Source organism: Pseudomonas sp. CCI1.1 (assembly GCF_034348165.1).
Lineage (GTDB): Bacteria > Pseudomonadota > Gammaproteobacteria > Pseudomonadales > Pseudomonadaceae > Aquipseudomonas > Aquipseudomonas paracarnis.
On record NZ_CP133780.1, the window covers coordinates 3,104,552 to 3,125,250 of the forward strand.

Below are 20,699 nucleotides of genomic sequence, written 5' to 3' on the forward strand. Positions count from 1 at the left end.
ATCGTCGCACCGCTGCGATGGCATCACCTCGGTGTAACCGGCACACCGAGTTGCCTGCATCGCGGGCAAGCCCGGCTCCCACAAAAATCCGCTACCAAGTCTTACTTGGCTGACTTGATCGCAGCACCCAGCTTCTTGGCGGTATCGGCCGGGTCGGCTTTCGGGTCGTTGATGAAGTTGGTCACGACATCAAAGAACGCACCCTGTACCGCCAGGGTCGTGGCCATGTTGTGCGCCATGCTTGGCTGCAGGCCGCCAGTCTTGGCGTCGGCCAGGAAGTCCTTGGCGGCGGTCTGGGCGCAGGAATCAAAGCCGTAGGATTCCATCTTGGTCAGCATGTCGTTACGCACAGGGATCGAGCCCTTGTTGATGCTGAACACCTTCTGGAAGTTTTCACCCAGCACCACTTTGGCGATGTCCTGCTGGCCCGCGGCAGTGCCTTTGTCTTTCTGCTTGAACACCGCCAGGGAGTCGATGTTGTAGGTGAAGGCTTTATCAGTGCCCGGGAACGCTACGCACTCATAATCCTTGCCGGCGACTTTCTTGGCCGCAGTCCATTCGGACTTGGCCCAGTCACCCATGATCTGCATGCCGGCCTTGCCGTTGATGACCTTGCCAGCCTCCAGGTTCCAGTCCTGGCCCTTGCCGTCGACGTCCATGTAGGTCGCGACTTTCTTCAGTTCAGTGAGGGCCTTGACCATTTCCGGGCCGGTCAATGCGCCGTTATCCAGGTCGACCAGGGCTTTCTTGTAGCCATCGGCGCCCATCACCGAGAGCACCACCGCTTCGAACACGGTGCTGTCCTGCCAAGGCTGGCCGCCGTGGGCGAGCGCAATGAAGCCTGCAGCCTTGAGCTTGTCGCCCGCTGCATAGAATTCTTCGAGGGTGGTTGGGTTCTTGGTGATGCCGGCTTTCTTGAAGACTTCCGGGTTGATCCACAGCCAGTTCACGCGGTGGATATTCACCGGCACGGCCACGTAGTCACCGTCGTATTTCACGGTGTCGGAGACTTTCTTGTCGAGCAGCGAATCCCATTTTTCTTCTTTGGCGACGTCTTTGAGCACGTCGGTGTCGAGCAGGCCAGTCGACGCCCATTCCTGGATGTCGGGGCCTTTGATCTGGGCAACGCCTGGCGGGTTACCAGCAACCGCGCGGCTTTTGAGCACGGTCATGGCAGTGGCGCCACCGCCGCCTGCTACAGCACCGTCTTTCCAGGTAAAGCCGTCTTTCTCAACTTGGGCCTTCAGGACATCCACAGCCGCTTTTTCACCGCCCGAGGTCCACCAATGCACCACTTCCACCGTACCTTTGGAGTCGGCGGCAAATGCACTGAGGGGGAACAACGAGGCAATGGAAATAGCGACGGCGAGGCGATTAATCGCGTTCATCTGAGTACCTTTTCTTGTTGTTATGCATGCAAGTCTAGAGCTTGCGCTGCACGGAGTTTAAACATGGATTTTCAGGGCGCAGGTAACAAAGGGACGCACAAATGTCACCACTTGGTGACATAGCATCCGCCGCCCAATGCACTGGCCAAGCTGGGTGCCAAGGGCAGTGCAGGCAGCACTACCGCTTGCCAGGCATGGTACAGGTCAGGTTTACCGCCCCAGATATTACTGCTGGGTTGGTTGTGCGGGCTGAGTTCGTGGTGCCAACTGCCCTGGAGCCGGTCGATGAAGTGGGTTTCGCAAAACTCCCAGAAACGTCGGTACCAGGTTTCGTAATGCAGCTCACCGGTACGTTTGAGCAGCGCCTGAGCAGCGGCGCTGGCTTCGGCATGGGTCCAGTGCAGGCGCTCGCGTACTACTGGGCGTTGGTTCCAATCCAAAGTGTAGACAAGGCCCGGCGCACCATCCACCGCCCAGGCGTACTCGCAGGCACTGGCGAACAGGCCTTTGGCGTCGCTCACCAGCCAGTCCGGCGTGGCCAGCTTGGCCTCAAGGCGCGCAGCTTCCAGGTGCAGCAGCAACCGCGCCCATTCAAAACCATGGCCTGGGGTGATGCCGTAAGGGCGAAAGCCATCGGAAGGGTTGTCTTGGTTGTAACCGAGCAACGGCTTCCAGTGCGTATCGAAATGTTCGATGACCATGAACTGGTTGCCAGCGGCATGAGTATGGATCACCCGTTCAACGATGCGCAGCGCACGGTCCAGCCAACGTGTATCACCACTGACATCGGCCAATGCCAGGAAAGCTTCGGTGGCGTGCATGTTGCTGTTGGCGCCACGGTAGGCTTCGACGCCGCTCCAGTCTCGGGCAAAGGATTCGAGCATGACGCCCTCCTCTTCGCTCCAGAAGAACTGGTCGATGATATGGACGGCGTCGTTCATTAATGTGCGCGCACCCGGCGCGCCGGCCACTACGGCAGAGCTGGCGGCAAGGGCCACGAAGGCGTGCAGGTAGGCGGCCTTGCCGGTGTTGCCATCAGCCGCCTGGGGCGCGGCGAACCAGCCACCGTGCTCACTGTCACGCAGCGGGCCGCTGAGCGCTGCCACACCGTGCGCCACCAGCTCGGCATAACCCGGCAACCCCATGGCATGGGCCATGGCAAAGCTGTGGGTCATGCGCGCGGTGTTCATGGTTTCGGCGCGGGCAGTGGCCGGCAACTGGCCTTTATCGTCGAGGTTGCCGAAACCGTCCGGCAGGCGCGATGCCTTGGCGAACGCCAACAGGCGCTGGCCTTCTGCGGCGAGCCAAGCGTGATGGGCAGGTGCATTCAGCCAACTGCTGGCAGGCAGTGGATGGGTGGTCATGGGTGGCCCTTATTGTTTTTTTGGGATGACCGGAGTCTAAACAAGGGCGCGGGATGGGCAAGTAACGAAGGGGAGAAGAAATGTCACCGAGCGGTGACAATCCATGTAGGAGCGAGCTTGTTCGCTCCTACAGAGGACGATTTCGCGTTCATTGACCCAGTGGTGTGGCCGCAGCAGGCGCATTGAGACGCTGATTCAAGTTCTGCACCTGGCTCTGCAAGGTGGTGATATTGCGCGTGGTCTGGATGCGGAACACGTCGAATTCCTTGTTGGTCGGCGCGTCGATATTGGCCGGCTGGTTTTCCTGAGCGCTCTTGAGCACCAGCAAGTCCTGCTCGAGACGGGCGATGGCCGCGCTAGGGTTGCCTTGTTTCTTCAAGGCCGCCACATCGGTGGCCAGACCCTTGGTCTCGGCCTGTGCTGCCGTGAGGCTGGCGACAGCGTCAGTAAGGGCCTGCACCTGGCCTTGCAGCTTGGTATTGGCCGCTGTCAGTTCGGCGGTGCTGGCACTCATCTGGGCCAGGCGGCTGTCCAGTTCGGTGGCTTGACCCGCGACGCCCAACTGTTGCTTGCCCTGTTCCTGCAACTGGGCTTCGAGTTGCTTGATCTGCAGCTTCAACGCTTCGCTGCCGTTGTTCACATTGGCTTCGCTGGCCACGACCTTGCCGGAAATCGCCTGCAGGCGCCCCGCCGCTTCCTCGCTGATGCGGGCAAAGCTTTCCTGGGTGGCAACCAACTGCTGGCCCATCAGGGAGATCTGCTGGAAGCTCCACCAGGCCAGGCCTGCAAAGGCAATCAACAGCGCGCCGACCAGTGCCCACAACGGGCCAGTGCTGGCGCTCTTGACCTTGACCACGGGCGTCGTTCGCGAACGCACCGACGTCGCGGCGGTCGGCACGAAATCATCGTCATCCCCAGTATCGGCCCGCAGGCTGGGAACGTTGTCGAAGTCGTCTTTAGCATCGTTACGCATGAATCTACCCTGAATCAATGAGATGGCTGGCTGCAAAGCCGAGCGGCAGGAGTATAAACCGCACTCCCGGCGCATGGATCGACTCGGAACCTGGAATTGGGTTCCCGAAGTGTTGCTGCTTATGAGCTTATTGGCGGCCCGGGTCCTGGGCTTTCCACCAGCTGCAGAACTCGTCGAGCGCGGCCCACAGGCTGATTTTGGGCTCGTAGTCGAGATAATGCCTGGCGCGGCTGATGTCGAGGGTGAAATCTTTGTTCATCACCTGCATGCCCAGGCGCGACAACGCCGGTTCCGGCCGCCCCGGCCACATCGCGCAGAAGGCTTCATTCAGGGCCGCCACGCTGTAGGCCACACCGTAGGAGCGGTAACGGGTCACCTGGGGCAGCTCCATTTGCCGCATCACGTAGTTCACCACATCCCAGATCGGCACCGGTGCGCCGTTGCTGATGTTGTAGGCTTTTCCCAGGGCCGAGCCAGTGGCGAGCAAACTGCTGAGCAGCGCCTCGTTAAGGTTATGCACGCTGGTGAAGTCGACTTTGTTCAAGCCGTCGCCGACGATCGCCAGGCGGTTCTTGCGCTGCATTTTCAGCAGGCGCGGGAAGATGCTCATATCGCCGGCCCCGGTAACAAATCGTGGGCGCAGGGCTATCACTTCCAGGCCGAACTCTTGGGCGCCAAAGACCTTCTGCTCAGCCAGGTATTTGGTGGCGGCATAGGGATGCTTGAAACGCTTGGGCACTTGTTCTTCGGTGAGCCCCAGATGGTCGCGACCGTCAAAGTAGATCGACGGCGACGACAGGTGCACCAGGCGCCCGACGCGCTGTTTCAGGCAGGCCTCGACGACGTTTTCGGTGACCAGCACATTGTTCTGGTGGAAGTCCTGGTACTTGCCCCACAGCCCGACGGCGCCGGCGCAATGCACCACGGCTTCGACATCGCGGCACAGGTCGCGCACTAGGTCGGCATCATTCAAGTCACCCTGGATAAACTCGGCACCGCGCCGTACCAGGTGCTCCACACCCTCGGCGCGCCGCCCGTTGACCCGCACGTCCAGGCCTTGTTCAAGGGCGAAGCGCGCAAAGCGCCCGCCAATGAAGCCGCTTGCGCCGGTGACCAGAATTTTCATGTCGTACTCCGTGTTCTTTCGTTTTTCATCGCTCTTGCCTTGACGCGCGCCATCACTCCAACGGCACCAACCAATGACCACACACATCGGCCAGATGGTCGGTCAGCAAGCCCAACAGTTGCCCGCCACTGCGCCAATGATGCCAGTACAGCGGCACATCGATGGGCTTATCTGGCAATAACTCGACCAGCACGCCGGTTTCCAACTGGTCACGCACCTGTAATTCAGGCACCAAGCCCCAGCCCAGGCCGGCTTCTGTCAGGCGGATAAAGCCTTCGGATGACGGGCATAGATGGTGTTCGAAACCACCGTCCACGCCCAGGGACGCCAGGTAGCGGTGCTGCAGGAAATCATCCGGGCCGAACACCAGCGCAGGCGTGCGCGCCAATTGGTCAGCCCGCACGCCCCCAGGAAAATGCCGCGCCAGAAAGGCCGGGCTGGCCAGGGCCCGATAACGCATGGCGCCCAGCAACAGGCTGCGGGCACCGGCCACGGGACGCTCGCTGGCGCAAATGCAGGCCGCCACTTCACCGGCGCGCATGCGCTTGAGGCCCACGGTCTGGTCTTCGACCACCAGGTCCAGCAGCAAATGCTGTTCGGCGCAGAAGTCGCTGACCGCCTCGGCCCACCAAGTGGCGAGGCTGTCGGCATTCAGGGCAATGCGCAGACGCTCGGGCATGCCCTCCTCGTCCAGGGCCGGCACCTGGCTTTGCAGGTCACGCTCCAGCAAGCGCACCTGTTGCACATGGTTGAGCAAGCGCCGGCCGATATCGGTGGGCGTCGGCGGCGAGGCGCGTATCAACACCGGCTGGCCAATGCGCGCTTCCAATAGCTTGATGCGTTGAGAGATGGCTGACTGCGACAGCCCCAGCACCTGGGCACCGCGCTCAAAGCCGGCTTGTTCCACCACCGCCGCCAGGGCAGAAAGCAATTTATAGTCGAACATCAGTTTCTCTAATGAGCGATCAGCAATATTGGTTTTTCTTATACAGGCTCTCCCGTGAAAATGACCAGCATTGCTTCCCCACTTAAGGAAACCTCACATGGCTGGCGAAACCGCCCTGACCACTTTATTGCGCAGCATGAGCCCGCAGTTGAATGACGGCGACTATGTGTTCTGCACCCTTCCCGACAACCGTATCCCTGCGGGCTGCGAGGTCATCGGCAGTTTTCGTGAACAGGAAGGGCTGACGGTGATTGTCGAACGACAACAGGCCGAACAGGCTGGGTTGAGCTTCGACTATCTTGCCGCCTGGATCACCCTGAATGTGCATTCCGCCCTTGAAGCCGTGGGCCTGACCGCCGCCTTCGCCAGCGCGCTGGGCCAAGCCGGTATCAGTTGCAACGTGATTGCCGGCTACTACCACGACCACCTGTTCGTCGGCCGCGCCGATGCCCAGCGGGCCATGGACGTATTGCGGCAATTGGCAGCGAACGCGGAGTAAACCCTATGTGGCAAAGCTATGTGAACGGATTGCTGGTCGCTCTCGGCCTGATCATGGCGATCGGCACCCAAAATGCCTTTGTATTGGCACAAAGCCTGCGCCGCGAACATCATTTACCGGTGGCGGCGCTGTGCATCGTGTGCGATGCGATTTTAGTAGCCGCCGGGGTATTCGGGCTGGCCACCGTGCTGGCGCAAAGCCCGATACTGCTGGCGGTGGCACGCTGGGGCGGCGCAGCGTTCTTGCTTTGGTACGGCGCATGCGCGCTACGCAGGGCCTGCTCGAAACAGAGCCTGGACCAAAGCGACAGCCTCAAGACACGCTCAATGCGCGCCGTGCTGCTGAGCGCCTTGGCGGTCACCTTGCTCAACCCCCATGTCTACCTGGACACCGTCCTGCTGATCGGCTCCCTGGGCGCGCAACAAACCGAACCGGGTGCTTATGTAGCCGGAGCAGCCAGTGCCTCGTTCCTGTGGTTCTCCACCCTGGCGCTGGGCGCGGCATGGCTGGCACCCTGGTTGGCACGCCCGGCCACCTGGCGCCTGCTGGACCTGCTGGTCGCGGTAATGATGTTCTGGGTGGCCTATCAACTGATCAGCGCCTGAGCAATATTCCAAAACGCTCTGGAACCTCTATCCCACACAGTTGTTGCGTGGTTATGCCGCACCCCCGGTGCTATGATCGGACCCCTGCGCCGCAAAGAGTACAAACTCCCCGGCGCATGTTTGGCCGCCCGTGATCGGCCTTGCGCTCACCGCAACTGACCTGATTAGGAGAATCATCATGGCTTTCGAATTGCCGCCGCTGCCCTACGCACACGATGCCCTGCAGCCGCACATCTCCAAGGAAACCTTGGAGTACCACCACGACAAGCACCACAACACCTATGTCGTGAACCTGAACAACCTGGTGCCTGGCACCGAGTTCGAAGGCAAGACCCTGGAAGAGATCGTCAAGTCTTCCTCGGGCGGTATCTTCAACAACGCCGCTCAGGTCTGGAACCACACCTTCTACTGGAACTGCCTGGCGCCAAACGCCGGCGGTCAACCAACCGGCGCGCTGGCTGAAGCCATCAACGCTGCGTTCGGTTCGTTCGACAAGTTCAAAGAAGAGTTCACCAAGACTTCGGTTGGCACCTTCGGTTCCGGTTGGGGCTGGCTGGTGAAAAAGGCTGACGGTTCCCTGGCCCTGGCCAGCACCATCGGCGCCGGCAACCCGCTGACCAACGGCGACACCCCGCTGCTGACCTGCGACGTGTGGGAACACGCCTACTACATCGACTACCGCAACGTGCGTCCAAAGTATGTGGAAGCGTTCTGGAACCTGGTCAACTGGAAGTTCGTGGCTGAGCAGTTCGAAGGCAAGGCCTTCACTGCCTAAGCGATGCTTGCAGTAGGAAAAGCCCGGCGATTGCCGGGCTTTTTTTTGGGCGACGAGTGTGGATCGGCCGAAAAAATGGAACTCATTGAGACGAACCGGCCACGTAGTCGAAGAGAGGAATACACCTCTCGTCCAACGCAGGAGAGTCAACTATGGAACCAGTTTCGATGATGGCCGCCGCCGGCGCCGCCGCCTCGGTGGCACTGCCCATTGCAGGAAAAGCGGCCGAGATGGGAATGGATCTACTCAAGGACGTGATGGACCGTGTCACGGACGGAGCCCAAGGCGGCCAACTGGGCGCGGATCCACAGTCATCTGCCCCACCACAGATTAATTTTTAATCAAACAACCACTTGCCCCCGCAAGGCAACATTCACGGCGGATTCCATCCGCCGTTTTCCTGCCCACCGTCGCTGCAAAGCGCCACCCCCCTTCCCACAGTAATGTCCCTTTGACTGCCCTCCCCAGATTGCCAATACTCATGGCATATTGACGGCCACCCGCATGAGACAAGGAATGCCCCTTTGAAGCTGGAACTCAAGAACAGCTTGTCGGTGAAGTTGCTACGGGTTGTGCTGCTGTCGGCCTTGATCGTGGGTGTGGCGCTGAGCGTGGCGCAGATCGTTTTTGATGCCTACAAGACACGCCAGGCCGTGGCGGGCGATGCCCAGCGCATCCTCGACATGTTTCGCGACCCCTCGACCCAGGCCGTGTACAGCCTGGATCGCGAGATGGGCATGCAGGTGATCGAAGGTCTGTTCCAGGACGATGCTGTGCGCATGGCCTCTATCGGCCATCCCAACGAGACCATGTTGGCGGAAAAAAGCCGCCCTTTACAGCGGTCCCCCAGCCGCTGGCTGACCGACCTGATTCTTGGCCAGGAACGATCCTTTACTACCGCATTAGTCGGCAAGGGCCCCTACAGCGAATATTACGGCGACCTGAGCATCACCCTCGACACCGCCACCTATGGCCGAAGTTTCCTGGTCAGCTCGGTCATCATCTTTATCTCGGGCGTATTGCGCGCCCTGGTCATGGGGCTGGTGCTGTACCTGGTGTATCACTGGATGCTGACCAAACCGCTGTCGCGGATGCTCCAACACCTGACCTCGATCAACCCGGACCGCCCCAGCGAGCACAAGATCCCTCAGCTCAAGGGTCATGAACGCAACGAACTGGGGCAGTGGATAAACACCGCCAACCAATTGCTCGAATCCATTGAGCGCAATACCCACCTGCGGCACGAGGCCGAGTCCAGCCTGTTGCGCATGGCCCAGTACGACTTCCTGACCGGCCTGCCGAACCGCCAGAAGTTGCAGGCGCAACTGGACAAGATCCTAACGGACGCTGGCCGCCGGCAACGCCGTGTCGCGGTGTTATGCGTGGGGCTGGATGACTTCAAGAGCGTCAACGAGCAATTCACCTACCAGGCCGGCGACAAACTCTTGCTGGCCCTGGCCGACCGCCTGCGCGCCCATAGTGGCCGCCTGGGCACGCTCGCCCGCCTGGGCGGCGACCAGTTCGCCTTGGTGCAAGCCGATATCGACCAGCCCTACGAGGCCGCCGAACTGGCACAAAGCATCCTCGATGACCTGGAGGCTGAATTCGCCCTCGACCACGACCTGATCCGCCTGCGCGCCACCATCGGCATCACGCTGTTTCCGGAAGATGGCGACAGCACCGAGAAGTTGCTGCAAAAAGCCGAGCAGACCATGACCCTGGCCAAGAGCCGCTCGCGCAACCGCTATCAGTTTTATATCGCCAGCGTCGACAGCGAAATGCGCCGGCGCCGTGAACTGGAGAAAGACCTGCGCGATGCCCTGAGCCGCGAGCAGTTCCACCTGGTGTACCAACCGCAAATCAGCTATCGCGACCATCAGGTGGTCGGCGTGGAGGCCCTGCTGCGCTGGCAACACCCGGAACATGGGCTGGTACCGCCGGACTTGTTTATCCCGCTGGCGGAACAGAACGGCACCATCATTCCCATTGGCGAATGGGTGCTGGACCAAGCGTGCCGGCAATTGCGCGAATGGCATGACCAGGGTTTCACGGCGCTGCGCATGGCCGTCAACCTGTCCACGGTGCAACTGCACCACACCGAGTTGCCGAGGGTGGTCAACAACCTGATGCAGATCTATCGCCTGCCGCCACGCAGCCTGGAGCTGGAAGTCACCGAGACCGGCCTGATGGAAGACATTAGCACCGCCGCCCAGCATCTGCTGAGCCTGCGTCGGTCCGGGGCGCTGATCGCCATTGATGACTTCGGCACCGGCTATTCCTCCCTGAGTTACCTCAAAAGCCTGCCACTGGACAAGATCAAGATCGACAAGAGCTTCGTGCAGGACCTGCAGGACGACGACGATGACGCAACCATCGTGCGCGCCATTATCCAATTGGGTAAAAGCCTGAGCATGCAGGTGATTGCCGAAGGGGTGGAGACCGCCGAACAGGAGGCCTACATCATCTCCGAGGGGTGCCATGAAGGGCAGGGTTATCACTACAGCAAACCGCTGCAGGCCCGGGAGTTGACGGCTTATCTGAAGCAGTCCGAACGTAATAACGCCGTGAGTCTTTGAATTTACACTTCGATACTCAATATTTCCCGCGTATAAGCCTTTACACAAAATGCAAATCTTTCGCATTATGTCGCAGCGTTTGCGCTCCCCGCGCGCCCTTTCAACAACCGAAGCAGGATGTTCGCCATGATTCGTATGCCCCTGGCCACCGCCAGTCTGCTGGCCATTGCCATTTCTCTCGCCGGTTGCGGCGAAGGTAAAGACAAGGCCGCCGCGCCCCAGGCACCCGCTGCCGCCAGCACTACCGCACCGGCGGCTGCCCCGGCAGGCCAGGTCGACGAAGCAGCCGCCAAGGCCGTGGTCGCGCACTACGCAGACATGGTGTTTGCGGTGTACAGCGATGCCGAATCCACCGCAAAAACCCTGCAGACCGCAATCGATACTTTCCTCGCCAACCCGAACGACGAAACCCTGAAAGCGGCCCGTACCGCCTGGATCGCCGCACGCGTACCCTACCTGCAGAGCGAAGTATTCCGCTTCGGCAACACCATCATCGACGACTGGGAAGGCCAAGTGAACGCCTGGCCCCTGGACGAAGGCCTGATCGACTACGTCGACAAGTCCTACGAGCACGCGCTGGGCAACCCAGGTGCCAACGCCAATATCATCGCCAACAACGAGATTCAGGTGGGCGAAGACAAGGTCGACGTCAAGGAGATCACCCCGGAAAAACTCGCCAGCCTCAATGAGCTGGGCGGTTCCGAAGCGAACGTCGCCACCGGCTACCACGCCATCGAATTCCTGCTGTGGGGCCAGGACCTTAACGGCACCGGCCCAGGCGCGGGCAACCGCCCGGCGTCGGACTACATGACCGGTGACGGTGCAACCGGCGGTCACAACGAGCGTCGCCGCACTTACCTGCGTGCTGTCACCCAACTGCTGGTCAGCGACCTGCAGGAAATGGTCGACAACTGGAAGCCCAACGTCGAAGACAACTACCGCGCCACCCTGGAGTCGGAACCGGGCACCGACGGTTTGCGTAAAATGCTGTTCGGCATGGGCAGCCTGTCCCTGGGCGAACTCGCCGGGGAGCGCATGAAAGTGTCCCTGGAAGCCAACTCGCCGGAAGACGAGCAGGACTGCTTCAGCGACAACACCCATTACTCGCATTTCTACGACGCCAAGGGCATCCGTAACGTCTACCTGGGCGAATACACCCGTGTTGACGGCACCAAGCTGACCGGCGCCAGCCTGTCGTCTCTGGTGGCCAAGGTCGACCCGGCAGCCGACGCAGCCCTCAAGGCTGACCTGGCAGCCACCGAAGCGAAGATCCAGGTGATGGTTGACCACGCCAACAACGGCGAGCACTACGACCAGTTGATCGCCGCTGACAATGAAAAGGGCAACCAGATCGTGCGTGACTCGATTGCCGCCCTGGTCAAGCAGACCGGTTCGATCGAAGCCGCTGCTGGCAAGCTGGGTATCAGTGACCTGAACCCGGACAGCGCTGATCACGAGTTCTGATCAAGCACAGTTAAAAGAGGCGACCTGCGGGTCGCCTTTTTCATGCGCGCAATAACTGCCGCGTCTATCCCTGTAGGCGCTGGCTTGCCTGCGATGGCGGTGGTTCAGTCAACTAATCTGTAACTGACACACCGCCATCGCAGGCAAGCCAGCTCCCACATTGGATTGCGAGGCGTCAGGTGAATATACGCCGGCTGGCAGGCCAGCTCCCACAGGGGTTCTCCATCAACCCGCGGCCCTCGGTTTACAAGACCTGCACCGCAGGTAGAATGGCGCCTCTGCCCAATCACCCGAGCGAACTTCATGGCGTTGCCGACCCTGCGCATCATCGGTTTCATCATCGGCATCTTCCTGATCACCCTTGCGGTCGCCATGGTAATCCCGATGGCGACCCTGGTGATCTTCGAACGCACCAGCGACCTGCCCTCGTTCCTGTGGGCCAGCCTGATCACCTTTATCGCCGGGTTGGCGTTGGTCATTCCTGGCCGCCCCGAGCACGTGCACCTGCGCCCCAGGGACATGTACCTGCTGACGGTCAGCAGTTGGGTGGTGGTGTGCATCTTCGCCGCCCTGCCCTTTTTGCTGACCCAGCACATCAGCTACACCGACTCGTTCTTTGAAAGCATGTCCGGCATCACCGCCACCGGCTCCACCGTGTTGAGCGGCCTGGACAGCATGTCGCCGGGCATTTTGATGTGGCGTTCGTTGCTGCACTGGCTTGGCGGTATCGGCTTTATCGGCATGGCGGTGGCGATCCTCCCGCTGCTGCGCATTGGTGGCATGCGCCTGTTCCAGACCGAATCCTCGGATCGCTCGGAAAAGGTCATGCCTCGTTCACACATGGTGGCGCGCCTGATCGTGGCGGCGTATGTGGGCATCACCATCTTCGGCAGCCTGGCCTTCTGGTGGGCCGGAATGGGCGTGTTCGATGCGATCAACCATGCGATGTCGGCGATTTCCACGGGTGGGTTTTCCACCTCGGACGAGTCCCTGGCCCATTGGAAACAACCGGCGGTGCACTGGGTCGCGGTGGTGGTAATGATCCTTGGCAGCTTGCCGTTCGCCCTGTACGTGGCCACTTTGCGCGGTAACCGTCGAGCGCTGATCAAGGACCAGCAGGTGCAAGGCTTGCTCGGCCTGTTGCTGGTGACCTGGCTGGTACTCGGCACCTGGTACTGGTGGACCACCAACCTGCATTGGCTCGATGCCTTGCGCCATGTGGCGCTGAACGTGACGTCTGTGGTGACCACCACCGGCTTTGCACTGGGGGACTACAGCTTGTGGGGCAACTTCTCACTGATGCTGTTCTTCTACCTGGGCTTTATCGGCGGCTGCTCAGGCTCCACCGCAGGCGGTATCAAGATCTTCCGTTTCCAGGTGGCCTACATCCTGCTCAAGGCCAACTTGAACCAGTTGATCCATCCCCGCGCGGTGATCAAGCAGAAGTACAACGGCCATCGCCTCGATGAGGAGATCGTGCGCTCGATTCTGACTTTTTCGTTTTTCTTCGCCATCACCATCTGCATGATCGCCCTGGCGCTGTCACTGCTGGGCGTGGACTGGATGACCGCGTTGACCGGCGCCGCCAGTACCGTTTCCGGCGTCGGCCCCGGCCTGGGCGAAACCATCGGCCCGGCCGGCAACTTCGCCACCCTGCCGGATGCCGCCAAGTGGATCCTGTCCCTGGGCATGTTGCTGGGGCGCCTGGAGATCATCACCGTGTTTGTGTTGTGCATTCCGGCGTTCTGGCGTCACTGACCGACGACATTTGCTGCAAGCGCGCCCGGTATTCGCCGGGCGTGGCATCGAACCAGCGGCGAAACGCGCGGAAAAAGTTGCTCGGGTCGGCAAACCCCAGCAGGTAGGCGATTTCCAGCAAGGTCATATTGGGTTGTGCCAGGTACTGCTCGGCCAGTTCGCGCCGGGTGTCATCAAGCAAGGCCTGGAAACTGGTGCCCTCCTCCTGCAAACGCCGCTGCAAGGTGCGCTGGGACAGGTGCAGCGTCTGGGCCACCGCTTCGCGCTTGGGCTCGCCCTGAGGCAACAGGCGGCACAGCACCTGACGCGCCTTATGGGTCACCCGGCTTTCGGAAAAACGTGCCAGGTATTCACCGGCAAAGCGATCATGCAACAGCGCCATGGCTTCGTTGGCCGTGGGCAGCGGCGCCTCCATGTCAGCCTGCTCGAAAATCAGCGCGTCATAGGGTGCATTGAATTGCAAAGGCGCATGAAAGGCCTGTTGGTAGGGCGCCAGGTCCGCTGGCTGCTCGCCTTGCAGCAGCACTTTGCGGGGCTGCAGGGTGCGCCCGGTGAGCCAGCCACACAGGGCCAGGGCGCTGGCCAGCGAGGCTTCGGCGCTTTGACGGGTGGGCGGCAGGTGATCGCCATGCACCGTCAGAATCAACGCATAGCCTTCGGTTAACAGTCGAAAACTCAAATCAGCGCTTTCGGCGATGATGCGCTGGTAGCGCACCAATCGCATAAAGCCTTCGGCCAGGGTGTTGCTGGACATCAACGCATAACCGGCAACGTGAAACGAGGCCGGGCGCACCAACTTGCCCATGTTCAGGCCAATCGCCGGGTTACCCGACACCTCTACCGCGCGTTGCCACAGGCGGGTCATGGCGTCTTGCGGGAAGCGCGCATCGGGATCACTGAGGGCCGCATAATCCAGGCCCAGTTGCTTGAACAAGGCACGGCAATCCAGGCCATCCATTTCCAGCGCCTTGACGATGCCCATCGCCCAGCTTGCAGAAGTTGTTCGTTCGCTCATGGCGTCTTCTTGTTGAAAGCAGGCTCAAACGGCAGCCAGGAAGCCAAGGATACTAAAGTGGCATCTATTGTCACTGGCTGTTACCACTGATCACTCTAGACTCAAATAAGCTCCCCGCCGCACACCCGTTGGCGGCACAACAACCAGAGGGCCGGTGACCGTGGAAAACATCAAGAAATACAACAGTTTTGCCGAGTTCTACCCGTACTACTTGGCCGAGCATGGCAACAGTACCTGCCGACGCCTGCACTTTATCGGCACCACCCTGGTGATCGGCATTCTTGCGTACGCCATCGGCAGAGGTTCATGGGTCCTGCTGCTGGCCTTGCCGCTCGCGGGCTACAGCTTTGCCTGGATTGGTCACTTCTTCTTCGAAAAGAACCGTCCCGCCACCTTTCAACACCCGTTCTACAGCTTGCTGGGAGATTTTGTGATGTACCGCGACATGATTCTGGGCAAGGTGCCGTTCTAGGGGTGTGACCTCATGTCACTTGCGTCTGAACCATTAAAAATTGTGCATACGTCGAGATAAAAGTCTTTTTGTCATTTACGGTGCTGTATCCTGCCAAGGCTTTTTGAGAGCGCGGAATCACCTGCGATTGAAAAAACAGACCTTGCGAGGAGCGACCACGATGCACGAGATACCTAATCTCCCCTTCCCAAGCCTGCACCCAACTGAGCAGCCAACACCGCAGCAGGCCAGCGACAAGCAGCCTGAGGCCAAAGAAGCAAAACCAGTCGAGCGCGAAAGCCGGGACTGACGCCGTACCAGACCGTGTGGAAAGCGCGCCTTTGAGCGCTTTCCACACTGCCTGAATCATCCGAGACCTTCACTATGACCACCTCCCCTTCCGACACGCCGGACGCCGCTGTACTCGACGCTGCCTTGCAGATGGTCGAAGTCTGGAACCGCCTCAGTGCCGACAAGCAAGCAGCACTGCTCAAGCGCTTTGGCACCCAGGAAAACGCTTTGGCTGCCCTGGTGACCACTCAATTGCTGGCCCCCACCCAAGCTTGATCGGCTTTAGAGCTGACGTTTTACATTTTTGCCGCCCTGCCCGGCCTGCGCGCCGGTATCATTAGCAGCCTATCTTTACCTGCTGCGACAGTGGATCTCTCCCATGCCAGATACCCAGCGCCCCATGGCGGTCACGCTGCAAGTTGTTTCCATCGTGCTGTTTACCTTCATCGGCTATTTGAATATCGGCATCCCCCTGGCCGTATTGCCGGGCTATGTCCATAGCCAGCTGGGCTATGGCGCCGTCATTGCCGGGCTGGTGATCAGCGTGCAATACCTGGCAACCCTGCTGAGCCGCCCCTATGCCGGCAAGATCATCGACAACCTGGGCAGCAAGCGCGCCGTGGTGATCGGCCTGGTGGGCTGCGGCTTGAGTGGCGTGTTCATGTTGTTTGCGGCGTGGTTTTCCAGCCTGCCGGCTCTGAGCCTCGGCTGCCTGCTGGTCGGTCGGCTAGTGCTGGGCAGCGCTGAAAGCCTGGTGGGTTCGGGGGCGATTGGCTGGGGCATTGGCCGTGTCGGCGCCGCGAACACGGCCAAGGTTATTTCCTGGAACGGCATCGCCAGCTACGGCGCGCTGGCGGTCGGCGCGCCGTTGGGGGTGCTGCTGGTCAGCCAGTTGGGGCTGTGGAGCATGGGCGTCAGCATCATTCTGTTGGCCGTACTGGGTGTGGTGTTGGCCTGGAAAAAACAAGCCGCGCCGATTGTGCCCGGCATCCGTTTGCCGTTCATGAATGTACTGGGCCGCGTGCTCCCCCATGGTTGCGCGCTGGCATTGGGCTCTATCGGCTTTGGCACCATCGCCACCTTTATCACGTTGTATTACAGCACCCAGCACTGGGATAACGCGGTGTGGGCCTTGAGCCTGTTCGGTGCCAGTTTTATCGGCGCGCGCTTGCTGTTTGGCAATTTGATCAACCGCATTGGTGGTTTTCGCGTCGCAATCGCCTGCCTGTCGGTGGAAGTACTGGGCCTGCTGTTGCTGTGGCTGGCGCCGGATGCCCAACTGGCGTTGGCGGGTGCGGCGTTGAGCGGTTTCGGTTTTTCCCTGGTGTTCCCGGCGTTGGGAGTGGAGGCCGTCAACCTGGTGCCGGCCTCCAGCCGTGGCTCGGCGGTGGGCGCCTATTCGCTGTTTATCGACTTGTCCCTGGGCATCACCGGGCCGCTGGCGGGCGCCGTGGCGGCCGGGTTTGGCTTTGCCTCGATCTTCCTGTTCGCCGCCCTCGCCGCTTTCGCCGGTTTGCTGCTGAGCGTCTACCTGTACCGCCAGGCGCCCAAGGCCCGCGAAACACGCGACGCCTAGAAGTCGACCTTGCCGCGCCCGGCCTTGATGCTGCCGCGCTTGGTCTTGGACTCCAGGCGGCGTTTCTTCGAGCCCAGGGTAGGCTTGGTCGGACGGCGTTTTTTCTCGACCTTGGTGGCGCTCTGGATCAACTCCACCAGGCGCTCCAGCGCATCGGCGCGGTTCTGCTCCTGGGTGCGATATTGCTGGGCCTTGAGCACCAGCACGCCTTCGCTGGTGATCCGGCTGTCACGCAGTGCCAGCAAGCGTTCCTTGTAGAACTCCGGCAACGAAGACGCCGGAATATCAAACCGCAGGTGCACCGCACTCGACACTTTATTGACGTTCTGCCCACCGGCACCCTGGGCGCGAATGGCGGTCAGCTCAATCTCGGCATCGGGCAGCTGTACGTTGTTGGAAATCACCAGCATGTAACACGGTCCTCCGGAAGAAGCCCTAGGATACGCGAATGCACCTTGGCCATCCCCTCAAACAACAAACCCGGCACAAGGCCGGGTCTGCTTAACAACATTGACGCTTACTTCACCGCGGGGACCGCCATATCCATGGACTGCTGCGCCCGCTTGTTCTTGACCCAGTAACAAACGCCCATGAACGCCACCCACACCGGGATCGCGTACACCGAGCGGTCAATGCCCGGAATCATCAGCATGGTGCCCAGAATAAACACCACAAAGGCCACGCAGATGATGTTGCCATACGGGTACCACAACGCCTTGAACAGCGGCACCTGGCCAATGCGGTTCATGTGCTGGCGGAACTTGAAGTGGGAGAAGCTGATCATCGCCCAGTTGATCACCAACGTGGCCACCACCAGCGACATCAGCAGTTCCAGCGCGTCATGGGGCATCAGGTAGTTCATCAGCACCGCCACCAGAGTGATCGCCGCCGAGGCCAGGATCGAACGCACCGGCACGCCGCGCTTGTCGATTTTCGCCAGGGCCTTGGGCGCGTCGCCCTGCTCGGCCATGCCCAAGAGCATGCGGCTGTTGCAGTAGGTGCCGCTGTTGTACACCGACAGCGCGGCCGTCAGCACCACAAAGTTGAGGATATGCGCGGCGGTGTTACTGCCCAGCATCGAGAACACCTGCACGAACGGGCTGCCGCTGTAGGCATCGCCGGAGGCGTTGAGGGTCGCCAGCAGGCTGTCCCACGGGGTGAGCGACAGCAGCACCACCAGGGCACCGATGTAGAAAATCAGGATGCGGTAGATCACCTGATTGATCGCCTTGGGGATCACGGTGCGTGGTTGATCGGCTTCAGCGGCGGTAAAACCGAGCATTTCCAAGCCGCCGAAGGAGAACATGATGATCGCCATGGCCATCACCAAACCGCCGACGCCATGGGGGAAGAAACCACCATGCTCCCACAGGTTGCTGACCGAGGCTTGCGGGCCGCCGCTGCCGCTGACCAGCAGGTAGCTGCCCAGGGCAATCATGCCGACGATCGCCACCACCTTGATGATGGCGAACCAGAACTCGGCTTCACCGAAGACTTTGACGTTGGCCAGGTTAATCGCGTTGATCAGCACGAAAAACGCCGCAGCAGAGACCCAGGTCGGGATCTCCGGCCACCAGTAGTGCACGTACTTGCCGACGGCCGTCAACTCCGACATACCCACCAGAATGTACAGAATCCAGCAGTTCCAGCCCGAGAGGAAGCCGGCGAAACCGCCCCAGTACTTGTGGGCAAAGTGGCTGAAGGAGCCGGCGACCGGCTCCTCGACAATCATTTCGCCAAGCTGGCGCATGATCATGAAGGCGATAAAGCCGCAGATGGCATAGCCCAGGATCATCGAAGGGCCGGCGGATTTGAGCACCCCGGCCGAGCCCAGGAACAGGCCGGTGCCGATGGCGCCACCGAGGGCGATCAACTGGATATGCCGGTTTTTCAGGCCGCGTTTCAGCTCGCCTGAAGAAGAATGGGGTCCACTCATGAAAAGGGTCTCACGCAAGGTTTGAAGAGTTGAATGCAGGTTGCTGCCTTGAATTACCGACTCAAGCAGCGCCGCTCAAACCCCAGCGCAGGCACCAGGAGTACAGCGTCTTTCTAATGGTCATGCGTCACCTGTTTGTTTTTATCTGTGACGAAATCGAACCCGTCCGGCTCGTGGCCAGGCGGAGTGATCAGGGGGATCAAACCCTGAGGTCTTGGCCTTTTGCGTGGGTACGCAAGGGGGGTCACAGTAAAACGCGGCGCATTGTACACCGCTCGACAGCTTCGGCACGCACCGGGAAAGTGCACGGGCGATTCTGTCAGCTAATGCTTACATCGGCGCGCCCCCCAACAAAGCCAGGGCAGTTGCGTAAATCTATCGTTACACCCCGGAAAATCCGCGTTACAGCCAGACTTTGGCAACCCTCAACGGAATTCTGTCGGTAAGCAATGCCTGAAGAATCGCTTCAGCCAATTCACTGTTTTGCCTGAATAAAAAAATCTGCTGAAAAACAGAAGAAAAAATCCAAATGAAACCGTGTCAATAAATTTTTTGCATTTCGAAACACTCTCTTCTAGGTTCTTTGCACTTGCCCGCGAAGCCCGTGGGCAAGCCGTTCTCAAACAACGTCCTCTAGGAGATACACCATGCAAGCACTGGAAAACGACCTGGAAACCGAACTGCAACTCGACGATTGGTTTGAAGCGCCGACCCATGAGGCCGCCGTTGAAATGATGCAAGCCGATGCCGTTGTGCCTTTTGGCACCGCGATGTGGCCTTTCTAATACCCGGCAGGCATCCGGCAGGCGCTGTGCACGGCGCCTGCCCCCTTACCCAAGGCACAGAAGGACACCCGTCATGGACAAGGCCCGCGCCGTCGAACATTTTCTCTACTACCTGGCACACCACCCCGCCCTCAACGGCCTGAACCGCCCCACCGTGTTGCTGGGCCACACCGAGCGCTATGACGCCATCGCCCAGGCGATTACCCACGGCAGCGCCGCCCGCTTCAACTTTCAACTGCAACGCCTGGACCTGGCGCCCAGCGACACCCTGTCCCAGGCCATTCAAAGCTGCGACCTGTACCTGTTTCTCTATGATTCCTCCACGCTGCCCAACCCACGCGCCGAAGGCCCGGACTTTATCCGTGCCCTGCAAGGCGTGATGGCCGAGCACTGGAAAAAATCCCTGCTGTTCAAGGATTACGGCGACTATTTCTACGACACCTTCAGCGTCGAGCCCCAACGCATCGCCGACCTCAACGCCACACTGATCCGGCGCATGGCCCAGGCCAACGTGCTGAGCTTTACCGACAAACACGGTTCGCGCCTGGAAGCGCCGATGAGCAGCATCAAGAAGTGGACCAATATCAACGGCGTCGGCAACCACGACCTGGCGCCCGGCGAAATCGCCACCCACAGCGAAGCCATCAACGGCCAGGTGCGGTTTGTCGGCACCTTCCTCAGTACCATCCCCTTTGCACGCAAATACGGCGTGCTGCAATTGCCGCTGGAGCTATGGATCGAGAACTCCACCGTTTGCAGCGTGGCCAGCGAAGTGCCAGGGCTGGCAGATGACTTCAACAAGTACCTGAATGCCAACCCGTCCAACCGTCGTGTGGAGGAGTTGGGGATTGGCACCAATGAAGGGGTCAAGGACCTGTATGCGCGCAATGCCGGGTTTGAAGAGCGTCACTGCGGGTTGCACTTGGGCTTGGGTGGCGGGCAGAAAGGCAGTCATCACCTGGACCTGATCTTTGCCAGTGGGGTGCTGGCGCTGGATGACAAGCCGGTGTTTGATGGCGCCTTTGCCTTTTAAAAGATCATAGACGTGTAGAGATCCCGGTGGGAGCTGGCTTGCCTGCGATAGCGGTGTGTCAGTCACCTTTTTACTCACTGACCCACCGCTATCGCGGGCAAGCCCGGCTCCCACAGTTGATTGCATTTCAAATGTAGA

The 20,699-nt window shown here is 60.3% G+C and carries 21 protein-coding genes; 12 read left to right on the forward strand and 9 right to left on the reverse strand.

Annotated features, from left to right (window positions below):
* Positions 1–101 precede the first annotated feature (101 nt).
* From RHM69_RS13940 to RHM69_RS13960, 5 genes are all read right to left on the reverse strand, one after another.
* Positions 102–1,388, reverse strand: coding sequence for an ABC transporter substrate-binding protein (locus RHM69_RS13940; RefSeq protein WP_003193767.1), 1,287 nt, complete (start codon positions 1,386–1,388; stop codon positions 102–104).
* A 104-nt stretch (positions 1,389–1,492) separates the two neighbouring features.
* Complete coding sequence (locus tag RHM69_RS13945; protein ID WP_014719667.1) at positions 1,493–2,752, reverse strand: AGE family epimerase/isomerase; 1,260 nt, start codon at positions 2,750–2,752, stop codon at positions 1,493–1,495.
* Positions 2,753–2,900: 148 nt separating this feature from the next.
* Positions 2,901–3,725, reverse strand: coding sequence for an ATPase (locus tag RHM69_RS13950; RefSeq protein ID WP_200599578.1), 825 nt, complete (start codon positions 3,723–3,725; stop codon positions 2,901–2,903).
* Between the two features lie 127 nt (positions 3,726–3,852).
* Entirely contained in the window at positions 3,853–4,851 is a 999-nt protein-coding gene (locus RHM69_RS13955) for an NAD-dependent epimerase/dehydratase family protein (protein WP_014719669.1), read from the reverse strand.
* Between the two features lie 52 nt (positions 4,852–4,903).
* Positions 4,904–5,797: a LysR family transcriptional regulator ArgP gene (locus tag RHM69_RS13960; RefSeq protein WP_003193773.1), complete on the reverse strand. Its 894-nt coding sequence runs from the start codon at positions 5,795–5,797 to the stop codon at positions 4,904–4,906.
* 97 nt (positions 5,798–5,894) lie between these two features.
* On the opposite strand from RHM69_RS13960, the gene RHM69_RS13965 reads away from it, so the two are divergent.
* The 7 genes from RHM69_RS13965 (at position 5,895) to RHM69_RS13995 (ending at position 13,474) form a co-directional block, all read left to right on the forward strand.
* On the forward strand, positions 5,895–6,296 hold the full coding sequence (locus tag RHM69_RS13965; RefSeq protein WP_014719670.1) for an ACT domain-containing protein: 402 nt from the start codon (positions 5,895–5,897) through the stop codon (positions 6,294–6,296).
* A gap of 5 nt (positions 6,297–6,301) precedes the next feature.
* Positions 6,302–6,901: a LysE/ArgO family amino acid transporter gene (locus RHM69_RS13970; protein ID WP_014719671.1), complete on the forward strand. Its 600-nt coding sequence runs from the start codon at positions 6,302–6,304 to the stop codon at positions 6,899–6,901.
* A gap of 178 nt (positions 6,902–7,079) precedes the next feature.
* On the forward strand, positions 7,080–7,676 hold the full coding sequence (locus RHM69_RS13975; RefSeq protein ID WP_014719672.1) for a superoxide dismutase: 597 nt from the start codon (positions 7,080–7,082) through the stop codon (positions 7,674–7,676).
* Positions 7,677–7,828: 152 nt separating this feature from the next.
* Entirely contained in the window at positions 7,829–8,017 is a 189-nt protein-coding gene (locus tag RHM69_RS13980; RefSeq protein WP_019819367.1) for a hypothetical protein, read from the forward strand.
* A 183-nt stretch (positions 8,018–8,200) separates the two neighbouring features.
* Complete coding sequence (locus RHM69_RS13985; protein ID WP_200599576.1) at positions 8,201–10,252, forward strand: putative bifunctional diguanylate cyclase/phosphodiesterase; 2,052 nt, start codon at positions 8,201–8,203, stop codon at positions 10,250–10,252.
* 126 nt (positions 10,253–10,378) lie between these two features.
* On the forward strand, positions 10,379–11,716 hold the full coding sequence (locus RHM69_RS13990; RefSeq protein WP_014719674.1) for an imelysin family protein: 1,338 nt from the start codon (positions 10,379–10,381) through the stop codon (positions 11,714–11,716).
* A gap of 303 nt (positions 11,717–12,019) precedes the next feature.
* Positions 12,020–13,474, forward strand: a complete 1,455-nt coding sequence (locus tag RHM69_RS13995; protein WP_003193780.1) for a TrkH family potassium uptake protein — start codon at positions 12,020–12,022, stop codon at positions 13,472–13,474.
* Here RHM69_RS13995 and RHM69_RS14000 read toward each other — a convergent pair.
* Positions 13,431–14,489: an AraC family transcriptional regulator gene (locus RHM69_RS14000; RefSeq protein ID WP_200599574.1), complete on the reverse strand. Its 1,059-nt coding sequence runs from the start codon at positions 14,487–14,489 to the stop codon at positions 13,431–13,433. The two genes, RHM69_RS13995 and RHM69_RS14000, sit on opposite strands and share 44 nt — an antisense overlap.
* Before the next feature lie 160 nt (positions 14,490–14,649).
* Between RHM69_RS14000 and RHM69_RS14005 the strand changes: the two genes are divergently transcribed.
* Complete coding sequence (locus tag RHM69_RS14005) at positions 14,650–14,961, forward strand: DUF962 domain-containing protein (RefSeq protein ID WP_014719676.1); 312 nt, start codon at positions 14,650–14,652, stop codon at positions 14,959–14,961.
* 10 nt (positions 14,962–14,971) lie between these two features.
* Here RHM69_RS14005 and RHM69_RS14010 read toward each other — a convergent pair whose 3' ends face one another.
* Positions 14,972–15,310: a hypothetical protein gene (locus RHM69_RS14010; protein ID WP_019819373.1), complete on the reverse strand. Its 339-nt coding sequence runs from the start codon at positions 15,308–15,310 to the stop codon at positions 14,972–14,974.
* A gap of 14 nt (positions 15,311–15,324) precedes the next feature.
* On the opposite strand from RHM69_RS14010, the gene RHM69_RS14015 reads away from it, so the two are divergent.
* Positions 15,325–15,507, forward strand: coding sequence for a hypothetical protein (locus tag RHM69_RS14015; RefSeq protein WP_014719677.1), 183 nt, complete (start codon positions 15,325–15,327; stop codon positions 15,505–15,507).
* A gap of 103 nt (positions 15,508–15,610) precedes the next feature.
* Positions 15,611–16,807, forward strand: a complete 1,197-nt coding sequence (locus tag RHM69_RS14020) for an MFS transporter (protein ID WP_014719678.1) — start codon at positions 15,611–15,613, stop codon at positions 16,805–16,807.
* Here RHM69_RS14020 and arfB read toward each other — a convergent pair.
* Together arfB and RHM69_RS14030 are read right to left on the reverse strand one after the other, a co-directional pair.
* Positions 16,804–17,217, reverse strand: coding sequence for an alternative ribosome rescue aminoacyl-tRNA hydrolase ArfB (gene arfB, locus RHM69_RS14025; protein WP_003193787.1), 414 nt, complete (start codon positions 17,215–17,217; stop codon positions 16,804–16,806). The two genes, RHM69_RS14020 and arfB, sit on opposite strands and share 4 nt — an antisense overlap.
* Positions 17,218–17,324: 107 nt before the next feature.
* Positions 17,325–18,743: an amino acid permease gene (locus tag RHM69_RS14030; protein WP_014719679.1), complete on the reverse strand. Its 1,419-nt coding sequence runs from the start codon at positions 18,741–18,743 to the stop codon at positions 17,325–17,327.
* Between the two features lie 647 nt (positions 18,744–19,390).
* Between RHM69_RS14030 and RHM69_RS14035 the strand changes: the two genes are divergently transcribed.
* Both RHM69_RS14035 and RHM69_RS14040 read left to right on the forward strand, forming a co-directional pair.
* The gene (locus RHM69_RS14035; RefSeq protein ID WP_003175756.1) at positions 19,391–19,528 is read left to right on the forward strand and encodes a hypothetical protein; all 138 of its coding nucleotides are present in this window, start codon (positions 19,391–19,393) and stop codon (positions 19,526–19,528) included.
* Positions 19,529–19,601: 73 nt separating this feature from the next.
* Positions 19,602–20,561 (forward strand): hypothetical protein, encoded by a 960-nt coding sequence (locus RHM69_RS14040; protein WP_014719680.1) that lies wholly within the window; start codon positions 19,602–19,604, stop codon positions 20,559–20,561.
* Positions 20,562–20,699: the final 138 nt, after the last annotated feature.

Coding starts and splice junctions, on each gene's coding strand:
- RHM69_RS13940 (WP_003193767.1), bottom strand. CDS start 1,388: ATGAACGCGATTAATCGCCTCGCCGTCGCTATTTCCATTGCCTCGTTG.
- RHM69_RS13945 (WP_014719667.1), bottom strand. CDS start 2,752: ATGACCACCCATCCACTGCCTGCCAGCAGTTGGCTGAATGCACCTGCC.
- RHM69_RS13950 (WP_200599578.1), bottom strand. CDS start 3,725: ATGCGTAACGATGCTAAAGACGACTTCGACAACGTTCCCAGCCTGCGG.
- RHM69_RS13955 (WP_014719669.1), bottom strand. CDS start 4,851: ATGAAAATTCTGGTCACCGGCGCAAGCGGCTTCATTGGCGGGCGCTTT.
- RHM69_RS13960 (WP_003193773.1), bottom strand. CDS start 5,797: ATGTTCGACTATAAATTGCTTTCTGCCCTGGCGGCGGTGGTGGAACAA.
- RHM69_RS13965 (WP_014719670.1), top strand. CDS start 5,895: ATGGCTGGCGAAACCGCCCTGACCACTTTATTGCGCAGCATGAGCCCG.
- RHM69_RS13970 (WP_014719671.1), top strand. CDS start 6,302: ATGTGGCAAAGCTATGTGAACGGATTGCTGGTCGCTCTCGGCCTGATC.
- RHM69_RS13975 (WP_014719672.1), top strand. CDS start 7,080: ATGGCTTTCGAATTGCCGCCGCTGCCCTACGCACACGATGCCCTGCAG.
- RHM69_RS13980 (WP_019819367.1), top strand. CDS start 7,829: ATGGAACCAGTTTCGATGATGGCCGCCGCCGGCGCCGCCGCCTCGGTG.
- RHM69_RS13990 (WP_014719674.1), top strand. CDS start 10,379: ATGATTCGTATGCCCCTGGCCACCGCCAGTCTGCTGGCCATTGCCATT.
- RHM69_RS13995 (WP_003193780.1), top strand. CDS start 12,020: ATGGCGTTGCCGACCCTGCGCATCATCGGTTTCATCATCGGCATCTTC.
- RHM69_RS14000 (WP_200599574.1), bottom strand. CDS start 14,489: ATGAGCGAACGAACAACTTCTGCAAGCTGGGCGATGGGCATCGTCAAG.
- RHM69_RS14010 (WP_019819373.1), bottom strand. CDS start 15,310: ATGATTCAGGCAGTGTGGAAAGCGCTCAAAGGCGCGCTTTCCACACGG.
- RHM69_RS14015 (WP_014719677.1), top strand. CDS start 15,325: ATGACCACCTCCCCTTCCGACACGCCGGACGCCGCTGTACTCGACGCT.
- RHM69_RS14020 (WP_014719678.1), top strand. CDS start 15,611: ATGCCAGATACCCAGCGCCCCATGGCGGTCACGCTGCAAGTTGTTTCC.
- arfB (WP_003193787.1), bottom strand. CDS start 17,217: ATGCTGGTGATTTCCAACAACGTACAGCTGCCCGATGCCGAGATTGAG.
- RHM69_RS14030 (WP_014719679.1), bottom strand. CDS start 18,743: ATGAGTGGACCCCATTCTTCTTCAGGCGAGCTGAAACGCGGCCTGAAA.
- RHM69_RS14035 (WP_003175756.1), top strand. CDS start 19,391: ATGCAAGCACTGGAAAACGACCTGGAAACCGAACTGCAACTCGACGAT.
- RHM69_RS14040 (WP_014719680.1), top strand. CDS start 19,602: ATGGACAAGGCCCGCGCCGTCGAACATTTTCTCTACTACCTGGCACAC.